Annotated in this window: 20 protein-coding genes; 6 read left to right on the top strand and 14 right to left on the bottom strand. The window is 38.5% G+C overall.

Going from position 1 to position 19394, the window contains the following annotated elements:
- Nucleotides 1-13: 13 nt before the first annotated feature.
- From ACPF64_RS09325 to ACPF64_RS09290, 8 genes are all read right to left on the bottom strand, one after another.
- Nucleotides 14-583: a HupE/UreJ family protein gene (locus tag ACPF64_RS09325; RefSeq protein WP_426456073.1), complete on the bottom strand. Its 570-nt coding sequence runs from the start codon at nt 581-583 to the stop codon at nt 14-16.
- A gap of 9 nt (nt 584-592) precedes the next feature.
- A complete protein-coding gene (gene ureG / locus ACPF64_RS09320) occupies nt 593-1207 on the bottom strand; it encodes an urease accessory protein UreG (RefSeq protein WP_002117800.1) in 615 nt (204 codons plus the stop codon).
- A gap of 24 nt (nt 1208-1231) precedes the next feature.
- Nucleotides 1232-1897, bottom strand: a complete 666-nt coding sequence (locus ACPF64_RS09315; protein WP_426456072.1) for an urease accessory protein UreF — start codon at nt 1895-1897, stop codon at nt 1232-1234.
- Complete coding sequence (ureE, locus tag ACPF64_RS09310) at nt 1884-2366, bottom strand: urease accessory protein UreE (RefSeq protein WP_009386594.1); 483 nt, start codon at nt 2364-2366, stop codon at nt 1884-1886. Before ureE ends, ACPF64_RS09315 begins: the two co-directional genes overlap by 14 nt.
- 70 nt (nt 2367-2436) lie before the next feature.
- Nucleotides 2437-4137: an urease subunit alpha gene (gene ureC, locus ACPF64_RS09305; protein WP_426456071.1), complete on the bottom strand. Its 1701-nt coding sequence runs from the start codon at nt 4135-4137 to the stop codon at nt 2437-2439.
- Between the two features lie 37 nt (nt 4138-4174).
- A complete protein-coding gene (locus ACPF64_RS09300) occupies nt 4175-4483 on the bottom strand; it encodes an urease subunit beta (RefSeq protein ID WP_013198608.1) in 309 nt (102 codons plus the stop codon).
- Between the two features lie 11 nt (nt 4484-4494).
- A complete protein-coding gene (ureA, locus tag ACPF64_RS09295; protein WP_002117495.1) occupies nt 4495-4797 on the bottom strand; it encodes an urease subunit gamma in 303 nt (100 codons plus the stop codon).
- Nucleotides 4798-4897: 100 nt separating this feature from the next.
- Complete coding sequence (locus ACPF64_RS09290) at nt 4898-5773, bottom strand: urease accessory protein UreD (RefSeq protein WP_426456070.1); 876 nt, start codon at nt 5771-5773, stop codon at nt 4898-4900.
- A 201-nt stretch (nt 5774-5974) separates the two neighbouring features.
- Between ACPF64_RS09290 and ACPF64_RS09285 the strand changes: the two genes are divergently transcribed.
- Together ACPF64_RS09285 and ACPF64_RS09280 are read left to right on the top strand one after the other, a co-directional pair.
- On the top strand, nt 5975-6298 hold the full coding sequence (locus tag ACPF64_RS09285; protein ID WP_004641812.1) for a hypothetical protein: 324 nt from the start codon (nt 5975-5977) through the stop codon (nt 6296-6298).
- Between the two features lie 186 nt (nt 6299-6484).
- The gene (locus tag ACPF64_RS09280; protein ID WP_045434558.1) at nt 6485-6955 is read left to right on the top strand and encodes a copper resistance protein NlpE; all 471 of its coding nucleotides are present in this window, start codon (nt 6485-6487) and stop codon (nt 6953-6955) included.
- 59 nt (nt 6956-7014) lie between these two features.
- Here ACPF64_RS09280 and ACPF64_RS09275 read toward each other — a convergent pair whose 3' ends face one another.
- Nucleotides 7015-8619 (bottom strand): isocitrate lyase, encoded by a 1605-nt coding sequence (locus ACPF64_RS09275; RefSeq protein ID WP_003653024.1) that lies wholly within the window; start codon nt 8617-8619, stop codon nt 7015-7017.
- A 587-nt stretch (nt 8620-9206) separates the two neighbouring features.
- On the opposite strand from ACPF64_RS09275, the gene ACPF64_RS09270 reads away from it, so the two are divergent.
- The 3 genes from ACPF64_RS09270 (at nt 9207) to ACPF64_RS09260 (ending at nt 13539) form a co-directional block, all read left to right on the top strand.
- Complete coding sequence (locus ACPF64_RS09270) at nt 9207-10196, top strand: LysR family transcriptional regulator (protein ID WP_003653025.1); 990 nt, start codon at nt 9207-9209, stop codon at nt 10194-10196.
- A gap of 110 nt (nt 10197-10306) precedes the next feature.
- Nucleotides 10307-11632: a hemolysin family protein gene (locus ACPF64_RS09265; protein WP_017391686.1), complete on the top strand. Its 1326-nt coding sequence runs from the start codon at nt 10307-10309 to the stop codon at nt 11630-11632.
- A 569-nt stretch (nt 11633-12201) separates the two neighbouring features.
- A complete protein-coding gene (locus ACPF64_RS09260; RefSeq protein ID WP_017391687.1) occupies nt 12202-13539 on the top strand; it encodes a CitMHS family transporter in 1338 nt (445 codons plus the stop codon).
- A gap of 40 nt (nt 13540-13579) precedes the next feature.
- On the opposite strand, the gene ACPF64_RS09255 is transcribed toward ACPF64_RS09260, so the two are convergent.
- Entirely contained in the window at nt 13580-14092 is a 513-nt protein-coding gene (locus ACPF64_RS09255; RefSeq protein ID WP_005042220.1) for a hypothetical protein, read from the bottom strand.
- Between the two features lie 222 nt (nt 14093-14314).
- Here ACPF64_RS09255 and ACPF64_RS09250 point away from each other — a divergent pair, with 222 nt between their 5' ends.
- On the top strand, nt 14315-14863 hold the full coding sequence (locus tag ACPF64_RS09250; protein ID WP_426456069.1) for a DUF2239 family protein: 549 nt from the start codon (nt 14315-14317) through the stop codon (nt 14861-14863).
- Nucleotides 14864-14916: 53 nt separating this feature from the next.
- Here the strand turns inward: ACPF64_RS09250 and cysN are convergent, their stop codons facing one another.
- The 4 genes from cysN to ACPF64_RS09230 form a co-directional block, all read right to left on the bottom strand.
- Nucleotides 14917-16530: a sulfate adenylyltransferase subunit CysN gene (gene cysN, locus ACPF64_RS09245; protein ID WP_198078907.1), complete on the bottom strand. Its 1614-nt coding sequence runs from the start codon at nt 16528-16530 to the stop codon at nt 14917-14919.
- Nucleotides 16531-16560: 30 nt separating this feature from the next.
- Nucleotides 16561-17469 (bottom strand): sulfate adenylyltransferase subunit CysD, encoded by a 909-nt coding sequence (gene cysD / locus ACPF64_RS09240; protein WP_004641806.1) that lies wholly within the window; start codon nt 17467-17469, stop codon nt 16561-16563.
- Nucleotides 17462-17593, bottom strand: coding sequence for a hypothetical protein (locus tag ACPF64_RS09235; RefSeq protein ID WP_080026499.1), 132 nt, complete (start codon nt 17591-17593; stop codon nt 17462-17464). The genes cysD and ACPF64_RS09235 overlap by 8 nt, the downstream gene beginning before the upstream one ends.
- Before the next feature lie 254 nt (nt 17594-17847).
- Nucleotides 17848-19293 (bottom strand): capsule assembly Wzi family protein, encoded by a 1446-nt coding sequence (locus tag ACPF64_RS09230; protein ID WP_426456068.1) that lies wholly within the window; start codon nt 19291-19293, stop codon nt 17848-17850.
- Nucleotides 19294-19394 lie beyond the last annotated feature (101 nt).

Raw genomic sequence — 19394 nt, 5'->3', positions numbered from 1 at the left:
TGCAAGGTTTTAATTAACTTAAACCAATCACTGCAACAACTGCCGCACAGGTACCAACAATTTTTTTGCCATAAGGCACATATCGTGTAAGTGCAGCACCTAATGCCAATCCACCACAATAAATTAAAGCCATAGCCGCAACCATACCTGTCACCAATGCAACGACATGTCCTGCATGTGCTAATTCAACCCCATGCGCTATGCCATGAAAGCTTGCAAGTAATGCCGCAGCAATTGGTAAAATCCGATTTGATTTTGTCCATAGTGCAATTGCTGTAACAACCAAAGAAGCAACAATCCCATATTCAGCAACATTTGCAGGTACTAAACCTTGAGCACCAATTAAAAAACCTACAATTAGAGTAACACTCAAAGTAATTACACCTGCAACTTTCCATTGCTTAGCTGCTGACCAGAGTAAAACACCAAAAGCTAAGGCCATCACTAAATGATCTAAACCAGTAAATGGATGAATAAAACCTGCTATAAAACCCGAATGTTCATGGTCATGTCCCGGGTGTGCCATTACCAGTGTCGGTAGCAATGCAAGGAGCCCTATGCCCCATTTTTTAATGAAGTTCATAATCCCTCCTTAAGCTTTAAACAGCCCTTGTTTCTCAATAAATTGAATGATTTCTTCAAGACCATCTTGTGTTTTCATATTTGAAAATAAGAATGGTTTTTCGCCGCGCATGCGTTTTGCATCTTGATCCATAACATCAAGATTTGCACCGACCATTGGCGCAAGGTCAGTTTTATTAATAATGAGTAAGTCTGATTTGGTAATGCCCGGCCCACCTTTACGTGGAATTTTTTCGCCACCGGCTACATCAATTACATATAACGTTAAATCAGAAAGTTCTGGGCTAAATGTTGCTGCTAAATTATCACCACCGCTTTCAATAATAATGAGTTCTAAGCCTTCAAACTTTTCACATAAATCATCAATGGCAGCCAAATTAATTGAAGCATCTTCACGGATGGCTGTGTGTGGGCAACCGCCTGTTTCTACACCCACAATCCGATCTGGCGACATCGCTTCGTTACGGGTTAAAAAGTTTGAATCTTCTTTGGTATAAATATCATTCGTTACTACAGCCATGTTGTATTTATTACGCAAGGCTAAACATAAATTAAGAGTAAGCGCAGTTTTGCCCGAACCCACCGGTCCGCCAATTCCAACTCGTAATGGACTACGTTCTGTCATGATTTTTATCCTTTTTTCCTAAACTTAAGATCTGAATAACCGTGAATATTGTGTTTCGTGTTTCATGCTCAGCATGGCATAACGAGGTAAAGCGCTGCTCAATTGCTCATCATTAAGTTTTAAGGCTTTTTCTATCGCCTGTGGTACTAAACCATGTAAATGCCATAAAATTCTTTGTCCAGCCATTTGCCCTAAAGGTACGGTTTTTACCGCAGCCAGAACCTGATTTTCTAGAACAGTAAAAGTGTAGGCTGTGAGCACATCAACATCTTTAAGCCCAAGTCGACCACAGAGCTGTGCATAGACAGGCACAAAACCAAACTGCTTTTTAACCTCAACAGTTTTTTTTAAAACATCTCTAATCCATGCATTTAAAGAAAATGCCAGCTGCTGAGATTCTGCTAAAAGCTCTTTGCTTTCTCGGCTTGCTCTATATAAATTTGCCCAAACCAGAAACTGATCTTGGTCATCATGATGTTGCATGAGGCGTTTCAGTACTGGCAGCTCAAACCGTACTAACAGCATTTCCAGCACTTCTTCGAAATAAGCAATTGCTGAGGTTTCATCGTGTATTAAGCCAATATCAATGGCTGTTTCTACACCTTGTGAATAACAATATGCTCCGACTGGCAATGCCGTAGAAGACAATGTCAGTAATTGAAGTAATTGCACCGCGTTATGAATGGACATGGTGCAAAGCTTTGATTGGGCTTAAGCGGTGGTCATGGCTATGCTGTGCATAGGCACCGCTTTCAGGTTCAAACGGATGATCAGTTTCTGAGACTGTAAGCCCCAGCCCCTCTACCATTTCTGCAAGCACATGATCAGGTTCAAAATATAAAGCTGTAGGGGTCAACATTAATGGCACATGTCTATTACCTAAGTGATAAGCTGCTTTAAGCAAATCAAAATCGCTTGCTGCGCTGACTTGCATTAAACGTTCAGGTTTAGCATCAACACGTAGCACATCACCTTGTTGAGTTGCAATATATGAACCACTGCGCAAAATTCCAGTACGAGGTAAATCAGCGCCAATATCTACACCACTCGCTAAAGTCGCCCGAAAGCGGGATTTTTGGCGGGTATCAAAAGTCAGTTCAACCGTTTCAAATGCTTGATCAGGAGAAATATGTTCAAGACGTTGGGTATAGATTTTCATTTAGCTTCTCTCTCCTTACTTATTTCTTTCATATATAAAGTAATGAGGTAAATCACCTCTATAAAACTCATCAAAACAAGAAGTAACGCTGAGCCATGGGTAACACATCAGCAGGTTCACATGTTAATAATTCACCATCAGCTCTCACCTCGTAAGTCTCGGGGTGTACATGCATGACAGGACAATATGTGTTGTGTTTCATGTCAGTTTTGCTAATTTCGCGTGTGTTTTTACATGAACTAATTAACTTTTTAAGGTTTAATTTTTCAGCAACTTTTTCATCAATCGCCGCTTGAGATAAAAATGTAATGCAAGTGTTGTGCACACCACGTGGATAGGCACCAAACATTGGACGGTAATGCACTGGTTGAGGTGTCGGAATTGAAGCATTAATGTCACCCATCGGTGCTGCTGCAATCATGCCACCTTTAATAATCATAGATGGCTTCACCCCAAAAAATGCAGGTTTCCACAACACCAAATCAGCAAGTTTTCCGACTTCAACCGAACCAACTTCATGACTTAAACCATGTGTAATTGCTGGGTTAATCGTATATTTAGCAATGTAACGTTTAACCCGATTATTATCATGAAACTCATTATCACCCTCTAAAGGACCGCGTTGAATTTTCATTTTGTGGGCAGTTTGCCAAGTACGTAAAATCACTTCCCCTACACGTCCCATTGCCTGAGAGTCCGATGACATCATGGCAATTGCGCCTAAGTCTTGCAGAATATCTTCGGCTGCAATCGTTTCACGGCGAATACGACTTTCTGCAAAAGCGATATCTTCAGCAATTGCTGGGTCTAAATGGTGGCATACCATGAGCATATCTAAATGCTCATCAATGGTATTAATCGTATAAGGTCGTGTGGGATTAGTAGAAGACGGCAAAACATTAGTTTGTCCAATCGCTTTTAAAATATCAGGCGCATGTCCACCACCTGCACCTTCGGTATGGTAGGTATGAATCGTACGATTTTTAAATGCAGCTAGAGTCTCTTCTAAAAAACCACTTTCATTCAAGGTATCTGTATGAATCGCGACCTGCACATCAAACTCATCTGCCACGCTCAAGCAGTTATCAATGGCTGCAGGTGTTGAACCCCAATCTTCATGCAGCTTTAAGCCAATCACCCCAGCTTTAATTTGCTCTCGAATGGGGTCTGGTAAACTTAAATTACCTTTGCCTAATAGGCCAATATTCATCGGCAAATCATCAATAGCCTGTAACATGGTAGCAATGTGCCAAGGTCCCGGAGTCACTGTTGTTGCAGAGGTTCCTGCTGCCGGTCCTGTACCACCTCCGACCATTGTTGTTGTACCAGACATAAGCGCAGTTTCAACTTGTTGAGGACAAATCCAGTGAATGTGAGTATCAATACCACCTGCTGTTAAAATTTGTCCCTCACCCGCAATCACTTCTGTTGCAGCCCCTAAAGGAATCGTAATGTCCGGTTGAATATCAGGGTTTCCAGCTTTTCCTATTTTCCAGATTCGGCCATTTTTCAAGCCCACGTCAGCTTTAACAATTCCCCACCAATCCACAATTAAAGCATTGGTAATGACCGTGTCAGCAACTTCATCAGCTAAAAGCTGTGACTGCCCCATCCCATCACGAATGACTTTTCCGCCACCAAATTTAACTTCTTCACCGTATGTCGTTAAATCTTGCTCAACTTCAATAAAGAGCTCTGTATCAGCCAAGCGAATACGATCACCCACTGTTGGACCAAACATCTCAGCATATGCACGACGTGACATTTTCATAACTTAATACTCATCTCTTTCATTATCATTGTTATGTCTAATCCAACTTGCCCATGACGCGGCCTGCGAAACCATAAACTTCTCGCTTACCAACCAAAGCAACAAGCTCCACTTCTCGAGTTTGTCCCGGTTCAAAGCGAATTGCTGTACCAGCTGCAATATTCAATCGAAAACCTTTGGCCATTTCACGATCGAACTGTAATGCATCATTTGCTTCATAAAAATGAAAATGAGAACCCACCTGAATAGGCCGATCGCCAATGTTAGCAACTACAACTTTTAAAGTTTGCCGTCCAACATTCAGTTCAATATCAGCATCTGGAGTAATAATTTCGCCGGGGATCATAAGCGTTCCTTTTATACGATTGGCTGATGAACTGTGACTAATTTTGAGCCATCTGGAAAAGTTGCCTCGACCTGAACCTCAGCAATCATTTCTGGCACACCATCCATTACATCTTCGCGCTTTAATAAGGTTGTACCGTAGTGCATTAAATCACTGACCGTCATACCGTCCCGTGCACCTTCAAGTAAAGCTGCTGAAATAAAAGCAATAGCTTCAGGATAATTCAGTTTCAAGCCACGCGCTTTACGGCGTTCAGCAACAAGTCCTGCTGTAAAAATCAGTAATTTATCTTTTTCTGTTGGATTGAGTTCCATATCTCTTTCCTAAATTTCATTTATATTCTTTAAGCAAAATACGTGCTCAAAAACAGCATACTTGTTTTAACTGTTTTTTAAATACGCAATTTAACGTAATTTATGTTTTCCATATTCTTGGAAATTCTTCTTCTAAATCAAACCAATATCGACGAAATTTAGCCCGTATAGCTGCAAAAGCATCATGACAATGACGGACATCATTTCCCAAAAAACGGGCCGAAACCACATCATCCAATAAGGTTAATGTGACAGGTGCTTGCATACGCATCATCAATTCACGAATGAGCTCTAACTGTTGTTCTAAGTAAAATGATGAACGATATTTCTCGGGAGCGGCTGCCCAAAAGCTTCCCATCACAGCTTGATTGTTCATACCTAAACATGAACTAAGCCAACGGTCTTCTCCTTCAAAATACAATGTATCTGCAACCAACAATTTATGTTCGCGCCACAATTTAAACTGGTTGTAATAACTCCCTTGAACAAAGCGCTCAGCACGTGCCTGTCGCCCAAGTACCAACATATCCCATCCAATAAAACTCGCAGCATTATCAAGATGAATATGAGTTTCTGAATGTGCTAAGGCTCCATCAAAAAGCATCGTTTCTTGTGGAACCCACTCTAAAATAGACTGATCTTTCACATGCAAATGAATATGCTGAAAAGCTTGTTTTCCATTGGTTTTGTACCATTTCCCCGCTCCGGGAGTAGTCACTACCGCATAGGCTTGATCTTTGGTTTCAATTTCAAACGTCAGATGATCTCCTCCTGCAATTCCTGCTGGTGGATGTACAATAATCGCATGACACACACCTGTTCTTTCAGGCCAGAGCATTTTTTGCACCCTAACAGGGCCATGATGTTTTCGATGACTCATTATGGTGCGTAAATTTTCAAAACAAAAACCGAGCTCGAGTTGTGCATACCAAAATGGTGCTGAAGAGTTTTTTGAAAACGTTTGTACCTGATTCATTCTGGTTCATATGTTCAAAATAAGTGCTTAAACTTATAAGCAAAATACGCACCAAATATAAAAAAAAGCCAACTGATAAAATTAGATACAATTTTTCGATTTTAATGAGTTAAAAAATCATCAATGTCTAACATAAAACCACAGTAACTTATGGAATTGTTTATACAATAGCGCCCACCGTTGCTTCCATACTTGCTCTCCATGAAACTTTTGTTCGTGTTAACCCCCCTTGTCTTTTTAACTGGGTGTATTTTTGGTCAATCTAGTGAGGTCAAACGTGCAGAAAAAATCCTGCACAATTTCGAATGTAAAAATGTTGAGACAAGCCAGCTTGCAACAAGCTCGATTAATTCTTACTACCAGCAATCTTTAGCGGTAAGTAAAGAAAAAGCAACTTCATACGTAGAGAGCTACAAAAATGGTGAAGAATTATTCGATATGCCGCTAGATGAGGTTTTAAAGCAACAATACCAACTCTATAAATCAGCATGCGACTCTCTAGGTGGGGTTTCAGCGCAACCGTAATTTATAAGGTATTCATTAAATCGTTTTAGTGAATACCTCCTTTTTATTTTTGTTTTAATAATTATTCAAAATTTACTCACTTTACCTTTTGTTAAAATTAAATTACATACTTAAACTTTTATTAAGCTCTCATATTTCATAGCCTGTTTATTGCTTTTTTATTTATTTTCCGAGGTTTAGATCATCATGAAAAAAACATTATTATCAGTTGCACTTGTAAGTGCCCTTCTTGTTGCTTGTAGCAAAAATGAAAATAAAGCTGACACAACAGCACAAGCCTCTGCTCCTGCACAAACTACTGAATCAAATAACAATGCAGTAGATACCGCTCATACGGCTGAAAACTCTCTAGATTGGGACGGTACATATAAAGGCACTCTTCCATGTGCAGACTGTGAAGGTATTAAAACTGAGTTAGAATTAAAAGATGATAAAACTTATGAATTGACTGAAACTTATCTTGGCAAAGGTGATAAAAATCCATTTGAAACACACGGTACGTTTACTTTTGACAAAGATAATACTTCTGTAATTACCTTAGATGACAAAGGACAAAATCGTAAATTCTTCATTGGTGAAAATACTGCAACTGCTTTAGATATGGAAGGTAAGAAAGTTGAAGGTTCTTTAGCTGAACACTATGTATTGAAAAAATAATTATTTATTAATGATAAAAAAACCCGCTCATCTGAGCGGGTTTTTTTTGAAATCAATTCTTAGTGTGCAGCGAATTGGTTCATTGTATTTTTAGCATCATCATGTGCTTTAAGCGCATTGTCACCAGAGAAGATTTCTTTGTGATCATCACCGATGTCAGAACCAGCCATTGCTTGGTGTTTCACACAAGCGATACCACCACGGATTTCTTTACGTTGTACGCCAGCAACATAAGCCAACATACCTTCAGAACCGAAGTAACCTTGTGCAAGCTCATGTGTAGAAAGAGCAGCAGTGTGGTAAGTCGGAAGTGTGATCAAGTGATGGAACACACCCGCTTCACGAGAAGCATCTGCTTGGAATGTACGGATCTTAGCATCTGCATCAGCAGCTAATTCAGTAGCATCATACTCAGCGCTCATTAATTTAGCACGGTCGTAAGCAGAAACGTCTTTACCTTCAGCAACCCAACGATCGTAAGCTTGTTGACGGAAGTTTAAAGTCCAGTTGAATGATGGGCTGTTGTTATAAACAAGCTTCGCATTTGGAACAACTTCTTTAACACGGTTAACCATGTGAGCGATTTCTTCTACGTTTGGAGTCGCAGTTTCGATCCAAAGAAGGTCAGCACCATTTTGAAGGCTAGATACACAGTCAAGTACAACACGGTCAATTTGTGTGTCAGCACGGAACTGATATAAACCAGAAGGTAAACGCTTAGGACGGTGTAATTTACCATCACGTTTGATCAAGATTTCGTCTTCTTGAGCATCAGCAATGTCAATTTCAACAGTGTCTAAGAAACCGATGTATTGAGAAGCAATGTCACCTGGCTCTTTAACCACTGGGATTTTTTGAGTCAAGTCAGCGCCTTCAGAGTCAGTACGCGCAACGATGATACCGTCATCAAGACCCATTTCTAAGAATGCATAACGTAATGCATGGATTTTAGAGATGAAATCTTCATGTGGAACAGTTACTTTACCAGCTTGGTGACCACATTGTTTAGCATCAGATACTTGGTTTTCGATTTGAAGCGCACAAGCACCAGCTTCAATCATTTTACGAGCAAGTAAGTAAGTCGCTTCTTCGTTACCAAAACCAGCATCGATGTCAGCAATAATTGGCACAATGTGAGTTTGGAAACCGTCGATTTGAGCAGTGATTTCAGCAGCTTTAGCAGTATCACCAGCTTCGTTTGCTTTTTTAAGCGCACGGAATAAATCGTTTAATTCTTTTGCGTCAGCTTGACGTAAGAAAGTGTAGATTTCTTCGATCAATGCAGGTACTGAAGTTTTTTCGTGCATAGATTGGTCAGGAAGTGGACCAAATTCTGAACGAAGAGCAGCAACCATCCAACCAGAAAGGTAGATATAGCGACGCTCAGTAGTACCGAAGTATTTTTTGTTCGCAATCATTTTTTGTTGTGCGATAAAACCGTGCCAGCAACCTAATGATTGAGTGTATTTGCTAGAGTCAGCATCATAAGCAGCCATATCACGACGCATAATCGCAGCTGTATATTTAGCAATGTCTAAACCAGTTTTGAATTGGTTTTGCATTTGCATACGTGCAGCATCTTCTGGGCTAATATCGCGCCAAGTGCTACCGAATTTTGCTTTTAGTTCGCGGATTGCATCAATCGCTGTTTGATATGTAGTCATGATATTGTCCTGTATTCATTTTAGGATTTCATCGATTGAAGCCTAGAGTCATGTACTTAAACTTCTTATGACACCAGCTGCTTCTTCATGAACACAGCTTAGACTTAGCCAATCAATTAATCCAATATCCTTTATTAATCTTCAGTATTTATTTAAAAAATGTACCGATAAACCGATATTATAGATAAAACCAAAAACACTAACACTTTGTTTATAAAAATAAAATTATTCTAAAGGAGTATAGAGTTTTATTCTAAAAACTTAGTAAGTCTTATTTTTATACAATTTTTGAAGTTTTTCCACCCATTTTTAACCTTAAAAGTCAATTGTAAATTAGGCTATTTTTGCCAATGTAAAAAGTCAATTTCCATGCTAGAAAGTAATAAGTTATATATAAATATATTCTATTTGTCACCTTCATACTTAAAAATGTAGCAAAGACAATAAAATCGAGCCTTTGAAGCACTTTTCACCCCTACTTAATTCCTACAAAAAATGTCGTTTTTCTCATCATTTTTTCACACAATAGTTATTAGATATGGCATAATTTGAAACAATTTCAGGGTTTTATTTTCGGTATTTTTTTTATGAATCTGGAGCGAGTAGATCTTAATCTATTAATATATCTTGATGTACTTCTTCGTGAAAAAAATGTTACGCGCGCGGCCGAACAGCTTGGGGTAACTCAGCCTGCAATGAGTAATATTTTACGTCGCTTACGTAATTTATTTAATGACCCTCTTCTTATCCGCTCTTCTGAAGGGATGACTCCAACAGAACGTGCTCTCGAATTACAACCTCGTATTCGCGATGCACTTGCTGATCTCTCCATGATTTTGGAACCCCGTACCGAATTCCGCCCTTATACAAGTAATCGTGTTTTCCGCATTATGACATCGGACTATGCCGAGGCAACTTTAGTTCCTCGTCTTGTTAAAGCGCTCCGCTCTGAAGCTCCAAACGTTGTTCTTGATTTTCTTACACCAAGTGATGTGTCTTATAGAGACATGGAACAAGGTAAAGTTGATCTTGCAATTAATAGATTTAATGAAATACCGCAAAGTTTCCATCAGGTTTTAGTTTGGCGTGATAGTTTCAGTTGTATTCTTAACGATAAACACCCTGCTGTAACTCATTTAAATTTAAAAAGCTATTTAGATGCACAACATATCTGGGTTTCTAAAACAGGTATGGGTGTCGGTTTTGGCGTAAACCCTGATAAACAAGGTGGTTTAGGCTGGATTGATCAGGCATTAGAACGTATTGGTCAACGTCGTAAAATTTCTGTATTTACTCGCCACTACCAAATGCCAGCTTTACTTGCTCAAAACGTAGACCTTATTGCCACATTACCAACACGGATGGCACGTCTACAAACACAGAACCCTAAACTGGTTATAAAGGATCCTCCTTTTTATATTCCAGAGTTCGAACTTAAAATGGCTTGGTGCCCGTTGTTACATCATCACCCTGCTCATCGCTGGTTGCGCCAACTTATCTTATTTGTTGCTCGTCAAATGATTGAAGAGGAAAACCGTGAATTTCTAACCAATAATTCACAATTTTCTCACTATTAAATAAATTTTAATTTAATTGTCGATTTCAGGCGCTGAGCAATCAATCTGATTACCTCAGCGCTTTTTTATGTTAAAACATAGTCATAATAATGATGAATCTCAGGTGATTTGTGAGTCTCTTTCAAAATATCATTATCATCGTACTGCTCATTATCGGAGCGGGCTTTTTATCTTTAACTGAAATTGCACTCGCTGGTGCCAGAAAAGTTAAGCTAAAAATTCTAGCCGAAGCGGGTGAAGAACGCGCCCAACAAGTACTAGATTTACAAGAACAATCTGCTGACTTTTTTGCAGCCTCTCAAATTGGCCTAAATGCAGTTGCGATTTTAGGCGGTATTTTAGGTGAAGCTGCTTTTCGTCCCTATTTCGTGACTTTAGTTGACCGTTTCTACGCAGGTCCTTGGACACAAACGATTGGTTTTGCCCTATCCTTTACTTTAGTGACATCACTCTTTATTTTATTTGCCGATCTTATGCCAAAACGTTTGGCTATGATTGCACCCGAAAAAATTGCAATTAGTGTTATTAATCCAATTCAGGTTTTTATTAAGGTTTGTAAACCTTTAGCTTGGGGAATTAATGCAATTGCCAACCTGCTATTCCGTTTATTTAAAGTGAATACAACACGAGAAGACAACATTACTTTTGATGATATTTCAGCAGTAATGGATGCAGGTGCTCAAGCAGGCGTACTGCAAAAACAAGAACATCACTTTATCGAGAATGTTTTTGAATTAGAAGAACGCAACGTACCTTCCAGCATGACAACACGTGAAAATGTTGTTTATTTCACCTTAAACGAACATGAAGATAGCATTCGTCAAAAATTAGCAGAGTATCCTTATTCAAAATTTTTGGTATGTAATGAAAATATTGATCAGGTCATTGGTTACGTCGACGCCAAAGACTTTCTTGTTCGTATTTTAAATAATCAATCTCCAACACAATTGAATGAAACAACCATTCGTACTGTCCTGATGATTCCGGACACCTTAACCCTATCAGAATTACTTGATCGCTTCCGCTCTACCAAAGAAAAGTTTGCGGTTGTTATAAATGAATATGCGCTTGTTGTAGGGGTTATTACCTTAAGCGATATTATGATTACGGTTATGGGCGACTGGGTAACTCCAATTGAAGAAGATCAACAAATCATTAAACGTGATAATAACTCGTGGTTAATTGATGGCAGCACACCAATTGATGACCTAAGACACGCACTTGAAATTGATGAAATGCCTGATGAAGAAAATTATGAAACATTAGCAGGCTTCATGATGTACCGCCTACGCAAAATTCCACGTCCAGCAGATTTTGTAGAATTCGGTGGCTACAAGTTTGAAGTAGTCGATGTTGATCATTTTAAAATTGACCAACTTCTTGTAACTCGAATTTTAGAACAAAGCGAAGTACATTCATCAATTGATGAAAACTGATTTATATTAATTAAAATACCTCACAATTTTATGTGGGGTATTTTTTTAATCTAAATAAATTTTTCAAATATATGTAATAATCATTTTAGATCCATAAATTCAATTTGCTCTTTTAATCTAAAAATAATATTATTTAAATTATCACTTACATTAAATCTTAAATACTGAAAAATAATAGAATAATCTACATATCTCAATTAACATGATGCGATTAAGCCCCCATTTACATTGCAAACAAACTTATGTAACTTAGCTCAAAGCAAGCCTTTAAATGGTTCTTCTTCTCATTTCACCCATCAAACCACATATAATTTAAAAAAATATCATATAATTTTTATTTTTATAAAACCTTTATAATCCATTATAATGAATTACATTTATTATATGCTTATTATAACCCTAATATATATGTTCAGTATTTCGCCCAAATATACCCCTCCAACTGAATATATATTAACCAAATAAACTAAATATATTATTTGTCTTTTTAATAAAAATTAATAAGAATAACCAAGGTCAGAGTTTTGAATAAACTTGTTCAGTAAAACTATAGGCAAAGGATTGATTGTATGCTGACATTACTTGGTGTTGGCATGATTTTGTGCTTCATGTACTTAATCATGTCCAAACGTTTAAGCCCTATTATTGCTTTAATTCTCATCCCATTTATTTTTTCTCTTATTGCTTGGGGCCTAGGTCACTACTTTGAAAGTTTGAGTCACATTGAACTCAAAGGTCTCAGTGAGATGATGCTAGAAGGCATCAAAAAATTAGCGCCAACTGGCGTAATGCTTTTATTCGCAATTTTATATTTTGCCTTAATGATCGATGCAGGTCTTTTCGATCCACCAGTTAAATGGATTTTAAAAAAGGTTAAAGGCGATCCTTTAAAAATCACAATGGGAACCGTGTTCTTAACCACAATGGTTTCTTTAGATGGTGATGGCTCAACAACATATATGATTTGTGTGGCTGCAATGTTGCCACTTTATCAACGCTTAGGAATGAATACGCTCATCATGACTGCACTTATGCTGTTATGTAGCGGTGTAATGAACCTAACACCATGGGGTGGCCCTACAGCTCGTGCTGCAAGCGCCCTGCAAATTGACCCAAGCCACATTTTCGTACCAATGATTATCCCTATGGTCATTAGTATTGGTTGGTTATTTTTCTTGGCGTACTTATATGGTCGTTACGAGCAAAAACGTTTAGGCGTTATTGAGCTTGAAACTCACCATGGCGACAATATTACTGTATCGAAAGATCCTGAAGCGACCCGCCCACATTTACGCAAAGTAAATATGGTGCTTACCATCCTTCTTATGATTGCTTTGATCAAAGGCATTTTGCCTATGTCTGTGTTGTTTATGATAGCGTTCTGTATCGCAATGCTCATTAACTACCCTGATGTTGATATGCAGAAAAAGCGCATTGCAATGCATGCAGATAGTGTCTTAGCTGTTGTGGGCTTAATTTTTGCAGCAGGTATTTTCACAGGAATTTTATCTGGTACAGGTATGGTTGAGGCGATGTCTAAAGAGTTCGTCGCAATGATTCCTCCAAGCATGGGTCCATATCTTGCACCGATCACAGCTTTAGTGAGTATGCCTTTGACATTCTTTATGTCAAATGATGCTTTCTTCTATGGCGTTTTACCTATTCTTGCTGAAGCCGCTTCACATTATGGTATTAGTGCAGAAGCGATTGCTCGCGCTTCGATTGTAGGTCAACCTGTACACTTACTATCACCTCTTGTTCCATCAACCTATTTGTTATGTGGTCTTGCTAAAGTCGATTTTGCCGACCATCAAAAGTTCACTTTAAAGTGGGCATTCATAACGTGTATGGTATTAATGGGTACTGCTTTAGTGATTGGTGTTTTCCCACTCTTTAGCACGCTTTAATTATTCATATGCAATAAAAAAGCCCCAATCGGGGCTTTTTTTATTTCTGTACATATTCAATTAAGTGATCTAACACAATGTTAAAATGCAATGTAATGTCTTCTTCTAAAATTTTATAAGCATTATCAAACTGAACCATTGGCCAACCTTCTTTCCAAAATGGAAAAATATTGTGTAGACCTTCAGTCACGATCGCGTCTTCACGACTAATCGCTTGAGCAACTTGAGCTAAAACCTGAGCGGTTTCTGCACCATCAATAGCTAAATAATCAATACCACGTGCTTTAAAAATACGGATACGGTCTTTTTTATAACGAATCTTTTTCGCCTGACCTGAATTCAAGCCTAATGCCAGCGTAGCAGCTTCTACAAACTTTTCTTCAAAGTTTGCATTCAATGCAACTAAAGCCTGTTTATGTGCTTCTTGACGCCCAGCTTTCCCCCCATTACGGATAATCTCATTTGCTTCCGTATCTAGCTTATCTTTTTTCATAGACTGTAAAATGTCTAAAATTTCGATATCGCTTAAAGATTCAGGAGATTGCTCAAACATAGGAGTCCTTATACATACAACTAAAGGCATATTCTCTCATAAAAGCACTACTAAAGCAGAGTAAAATTTTAAATAGCCTATTATCTTGACTATTTTTATAGTCCTAACTTCATAGACTACACTCATAAAATCAAATAATTCTTTGGTTATAATTTTAATTATTTGCCAAATTAATTTTACCCTGATAATATTATTTTACCCAGATAAAAATATGCAGCTAAAATGAATACTAAAATTACCTATACTGCTTTCACTGGAAGTACGCTTATTGCGAGTGACTCCCTAGTTGAACTTGCAAAAACACTTAAGGATCTTCCGAAACCAACGGAAAATATTCTGATTTTTAACGATCAAACAGGTCAACAAATTGATCTTGATCTTTCTGGTTCAGAACAAGAATTTCAACAACGTTATGCTGAACCGGAAGAAATTAAAAAAGTTGGACGACCTAAACTCGGAGTAATTTCTCGTGAAATCACTTTACAGAAAAAACATTGGGATTGGTTAGATCAACAAAGTGCGAGTGCATCAGCAGTAATTCGTAAGTTAATTGATAAAGAGTTAAATAACCCAAATTCTGAAGGTAATATTATGCTCGCTAAACAAGCCATCGACCGTTTTATGTCTGCCATGTTGGGTAATATGCCAAATTACGAAGAAGCAACACGCGCCTTATATCAAGGCGATCGAGATATATTTTTAAAGATGATTCAGAGCTATCCTAAAGATTTAAGAGAATATTTAACTTTAAAAACTCAAAGTATTTTCTAAACCCAATAAAAAAAACCCGCTTACGCGGGTTTTTTCAAAATCAATTCAGCCTATTAAAGACGGACTAATGCAATAATTTGTTCAACCAACTCATCTACATTTTCAGTAGTAATGCTAGTATCAGTACCTTCAGCTACAGTAGTCAAAACAGTTACGCCAGTTTGACGGAGCAAAGCAACTTGTTCTTCCGTTAAATCAACTTTAGCAATAGCAACTACGCCTTGCTGAATTAACGAACTTTCAATGACTTGAGCTTGCTCGAGTGCTTTTGCAGAAACTTGAACTGCTGCTGGCTTTTGGCCTAAACGTGCAGCACGGTCTTCAGCAGTAACAGGATTACTATGCGCAGTCCACTCTACCGCAGACTCAACCATACCAGCACCAACCGTTACATTGCTTAAACGGTCAATGAAAATAAATGAACCTGTGTATCGTGAATCTTGATACTGGTCAAATACGACTGGCGCATCAAACTCAACAACAACGTCCGCAATTGCATTTAACTCAAGCTCTTCAACCTGAGTATGCTCAAGCGTATTCACATTCACACGATAGTGAATGTTAGTCACTTTGGCAGGAACAGTCTGTGTACCAATTTTAACGTTGTACAACTTACCCTTCACGAGCGGATGTTCATTCATCCATACCACTGAAGCACGAACACTGCGTGAAATTAATGGCTGTTCGCCAGCACGTACCAAAACGTTACCACGGCTAATATCAATTTCATCATTCAACGTTAATGTAACAGCTTGACCCGCAACAGCTTGATCTAGATTTCCATCAAAAGTAACGATTTCTTTAACTGTTGAACGCTTACCTGATGGTAATGCAACAATCTCATCACCAACATTGATTTCACCCAAAGCAACAGTACCAGCAAAACCACGGAAATCGAGGTTTGGACGGTTCACATATTGAACAGGGAAACGGAATTCGTGTTTGTTTGATTCGCGACTAATTTCCACAGATTCAAGAATGCTCATCAAGGTTTGACCCTTGTACCAAGCTGTATGCTCAGAAGCATTTACTACGTTATCGCCATTTAAAGCAGAAATTGGAACAAACTGGATGTTGGCTGGACGACGATCACCCAATTGGCTTACGAAAGCATCATATTCAATCTGAATTTCAGTAAAGCGTTCAGGAGAGTACTCAACCAAGTCCATTTTATTAATAGCAACAACGATATTTTTAATACCAAGTAAACTAGCAATAAACGTATGACGACGAGTTTGAGTTTGTACACCATAACGCGCATCAATCAAGATAATTGCAAGATCAGCTGTCGATGCGCCTGTTGCCATGTTACGGGTATATTGCTCATGCCCAGGTGTGTCAGCAATAATAAACTTACGCTTTTCTGTCGAGAAATAGCGGTAAGCCACATCAATGGTAATACCCTGCTCACGCTCAGCTTGTAAGCCATCTACAAGTAATGCCAAGTCTGGTGCATCACCTGTAGTTCCTACTTTTTTACTATCACGTGTTACAGCTTGCAATTGATCTTCATAAATCAATTTTGAGTCGTAGAGTAAACGTCCAATTAAAGTACTTTTACCATCATCCACGTTACCGCAAGTCAAAAAGCGCAGAAGGTCTTTTTGTTCATGTTGCTTCAAATAGGCCAAGATATCTTGACTGATTAATTCTGATTGATGAGACATTGCTCAAACTCCACAAATTTAGAAATTGTCTTAGAAATAGCCTTCTTGCTTTTTCTTTTCCATTGAGCCCGCTTCATCATGGTCAATCATACGACCTTGACGCTCAGAACTCGTGGCTAAAAGCATCTCTTGGATAATTTCAGGTAACGTATCTGCTTCAGACTCAACTGCACCAGTTAATGGATAACAGCCAAGCGTACGGAAACGTACAGACTTCATCTGTGGAACTTCACCTTCTTTTAAGCGCATACGTTCATCATCAACCATGATTAACGTACCACTACGCTCTACTACTGGACGAACAGCAGAGAAATAAAGAGGAACGATTTGAATATTTTCTAAATAGATATATTGCCAGATATCTAACTCAGTCCAGTTAGATAAAGGGAATACACGAATACTTTCACCTTTGTTCACTTTACCATTGTAAAGATTCCAAAGTTCAGGACGCTGGTTTTTCGGATCCCAACGATGCTTACTATCACGGAATGAGTAAACACGTTCTTTCGCACGTGATTTTTCTTCATCACGGCGTGCACCACCAAAAGCAGCATCAAATTGATATTTATCCAAAGCCTGTTTCAAAGCTTGGGTTTTCATAATATCAGTGTATTTTGAACTGCCATGATCAAATGGATTGATTCCAGCTTCGCGACCTTCTTTGTTCTGATGAACGATTAAATCAAAGCCATGCGTTTTTGCCATGTTATCGCGAAATGAAATCATCTCTTTAAATTTCCACCCAGTATCTACATGCAATAATGGGAATGGAAGTTTAGCTGGATAAAACGCTTTTAACGCAAGATGAAGCATTACCGCAGAGTCTTTACCAATTGAGTAAAGCATTACCGGATTTTCAAATTCAGCAGCAACTTCACGGATAATATGAATGCTTTCAGCTTCAAGTTGCTTGAGATGTGTGAGTCTTGATTCAGTCATGAACACGTCCTTCTCTATCCATTTTGCCCATAAAATCTAGAAGTGGTATTAAACCACCACGTAGAAGACCATGTGGAGGAACGAGTGCCATAACAACTCCAATTTTTCGTGATAAATAATCCAACCACAAGCCTTTATATGGCTTATAGCATTAGTTATGCATTATAGTGATTTAAAACCGATTCCTTTTGCTTGTTTTTTCATATTGATATTCGATTTCATCATATACATATAATATGCTGATTCACTTGCACAACTTTGCAATCGTAGCTTGTGCAGCCAACTTAAGCAAATCATGTTCTACTCTTTAGATTTCTCTAAAAACCATAAAAAAAGAGAAGCTTTGATAGCTTCTCTTTTCTAAAACATCATCTAATCTTAGAAACCGAACATTTTACGTTCTAATGGAATTTCAATACCAATAGATGCGCCCGCGTCATTACCTTCTAGATCAGAATCACTTACCCAGCCATTAATTTTTAATGGAAGATCAGGTTTGATGTAATGCGTCCAAGTTAGATCAAGGGCTTTAATTTCATCATCTTTAGGGAATGCTTTATTGATGGCCAAGTTAGATTGGTTGACTTTAACCACCATAGCACGACCACTTAAACGGTTCATGACATCAAAGCGGATATCACCACCCACTGAATACATTTGTCCATCACCCCCCATCGCGTGGCCTAATGGGTAACCATGTTGGTAATAACCATCTTTATAAGTTGAATGCGCATAAGAGATACCTCTTACATCACCATTCGTACGTGTGTCTGCCCATTCTGCATAAAGTTGATAAGGCAAGTTATTGTAGCTAGATGAATAGTCCACACCTGCTAAGTACATTTTCTTAGAAGGTAAACCGCCCGCCTCATCTTCACCTACATATTGTCCATATATACTAACTGGAACTTGGAATAGCGGTTGTAATAATAAACGCCCGTCGAAGCCAGCAATTTGGTTTGATGGATCTGCTTCACCAGTTCCGCCATTGTCTTTATTGCCGACAAATGCATCCCACAAAGAACTAAAACTTTCAGGACGTCCATCACCACCCCATTGAATAGCACGCGATGCGCCTAACTCAATATATGGCAATGGTTGTGCAGTTACGCGCAAGCCAATTAACTTAGCGTCTGGAACTGATTTATAGTCATCTAATTGACCAGCAAAAGCTTGATATTGCCAAGGTCCAATCCAAGATAACCATTTTGTATCAAAAGCATTTTGTACAGCACGTTGTGCTGTTACACCATAAACTGGGCGGCTAGCATCACCACGAATTAAGCTACCATCATGCCCAGGACCCCACCATGTTGGAATTTGACCCGCAACTACCCACTGATTCCAAAGTTTACCAGCGACATATGAGCCTTCAACATTCACATCTTGCCCATTATCAATTTGTGGGTCTTTTTCTGCATTTACTCGGATTTTTGCATCCCAGTTTTCACCACCTGCATTAAACTCTAAAGAACCTTGATATTGAGCTTTTTGGTTATCACCAAATGCTTGTGGAATATTTTTGCTATCAGTTTCAGCAAAAGCGCCCACTTTAACCGTATTGTTATCTGCTTTTAATGCATCAAGAACTGAATTAATAACTTTTTGTTGAGCTGGATGCGTCACTTGTGCTTGAGAAAGTGCTCTCTGGATTTCATCACCACTTAACGGCCAAGTTGAGGTGCTAATCTTGATAACACCTTGTTGATTCAACCAATTTAAGTCTGTACGTAAGTCCTCATTATTTAGCACCAAACCTTGTGCAAAAATAGCGGATGAAGCAGTTGCCAATATTGCAATCGAAAGTGTTTTTCTTAGAAACATGCCAGCCAATTCTCAAAGTTATTTATGAGCAACACCTTAAATTTTTTATCACAACTTTGCAATTGTTAAACTGTGCAATTACATTTTTTAACGCTATCTTA

It is taken from the genome of Acinetobacter sp. KB005 (assembly GCF_049949095.1).
GTDB classification, from domain to species: Bacteria; Pseudomonadota; Gammaproteobacteria; order Pseudomonadales; family Moraxellaceae; genus Acinetobacter; species Acinetobacter calcoaceticus.
This window is presented reverse-complemented; position numbering and strand designations above follow the sequence as displayed.

Excerpts from the sequence above, each read along its gene's own strand:
- ureE (WP_009386594.1), bottom strand. The coding sequence starts at position 2,366 with ATGAAAATCTATACCCAACGTCTTGAACATATTTCTCCTGATCAAGCA.
- ACPF64_RS09275 (WP_003653024.1), bottom strand. The coding sequence starts at position 8,619 with ATGACTACATATCAAACAGCGATTGATGCAATCCGCGAACTAAAAGCA.
- ACPF64_RS09325 (WP_426456073.1), bottom strand. The coding sequence starts at position 583 with ATGAACTTCATTAAAAAATGGGGCATAGGGCTCCTTGCATTGCTACCG.
- ACPF64_RS09300 (WP_013198608.1), bottom strand. The coding sequence starts at position 4,483 with ATGATCCCCGGCGAAATTATTACTCCAGATGCTGATATTGAACTGAAT.
- ACPF64_RS09285 (WP_004641812.1), top strand. The coding sequence starts at position 5,975 with ATGAAACTTTTGTTCGTGTTAACCCCCCTTGTCTTTTTAACTGGGTGT.
- ACPF64_RS09260 (WP_017391687.1), top strand. The coding sequence starts at position 12,202 with ATGCTGACATTACTTGGTGTTGGCATGATTTTGTGCTTCATGTACTTA.
- ACPF64_RS09230 (WP_426456068.1), bottom strand. The coding sequence starts at position 19,293 with ATGTTTCTAAGAAAAACACTTTCGATTGCAATATTGGCAACTGCTTCA.
- ACPF64_RS09270 (WP_003653025.1), top strand. The coding sequence starts at position 9,207 with ATGAATCTGGAGCGAGTAGATCTTAATCTATTAATATATCTTGATGTA.
- cysD (WP_004641806.1), bottom strand. The coding sequence starts at position 17,469 with ATGACTGAATCAAGACTCACACATCTCAAGCAACTTGAAGCTGAAAGC.
- ureA (WP_002117495.1), bottom strand. The coding sequence starts at position 4,797 with ATGGAACTCAATCCAACAGAAAAAGATAAATTACTGATTTTTACAGCA.
- ACPF64_RS09255 (WP_005042220.1), bottom strand. The coding sequence starts at position 14,092 with ATGTTTGAGCAATCTCCTGAATCTTTAAGCGATATCGAAATTTTAGAC.
- ACPF64_RS09280 (WP_045434558.1), top strand. The coding sequence starts at position 6,485 with ATGAAAAAAACATTATTATCAGTTGCACTTGTAAGTGCCCTTCTTGTT.
- ureC (WP_426456071.1), bottom strand. The coding sequence starts at position 4,137 with ATGAAAATGTCACGTCGTGCATATGCTGAGATGTTTGGTCCAACAGTG.
- ACPF64_RS09250 (WP_426456069.1), top strand. The coding sequence starts at position 14,315 with ATGAATACTAAAATTACCTATACTGCTTTCACTGGAAGTACGCTTATT.
- ACPF64_RS09290 (WP_426456070.1), bottom strand. The coding sequence starts at position 5,773 with ATGAATCAGGTACAAACGTTTTCAAAAAACTCTTCAGCACCATTTTGG.
- ACPF64_RS09315 (WP_426456072.1), bottom strand. The coding sequence starts at position 1,897 with ATGTCCATTCATAACGCGGTGCAATTACTTCAATTACTGACATTGTCT.
- ureG (WP_002117800.1), bottom strand. The coding sequence starts at position 1,207 with ATGACAGAACGTAGTCCATTACGAGTTGGAATTGGCGGACCGGTGGGT.
- cysN (WP_198078907.1), bottom strand. The coding sequence starts at position 16,530 with ATGTCTCATCAATCAGAATTAATCAGTCAAGATATCTTGGCCTATTTG.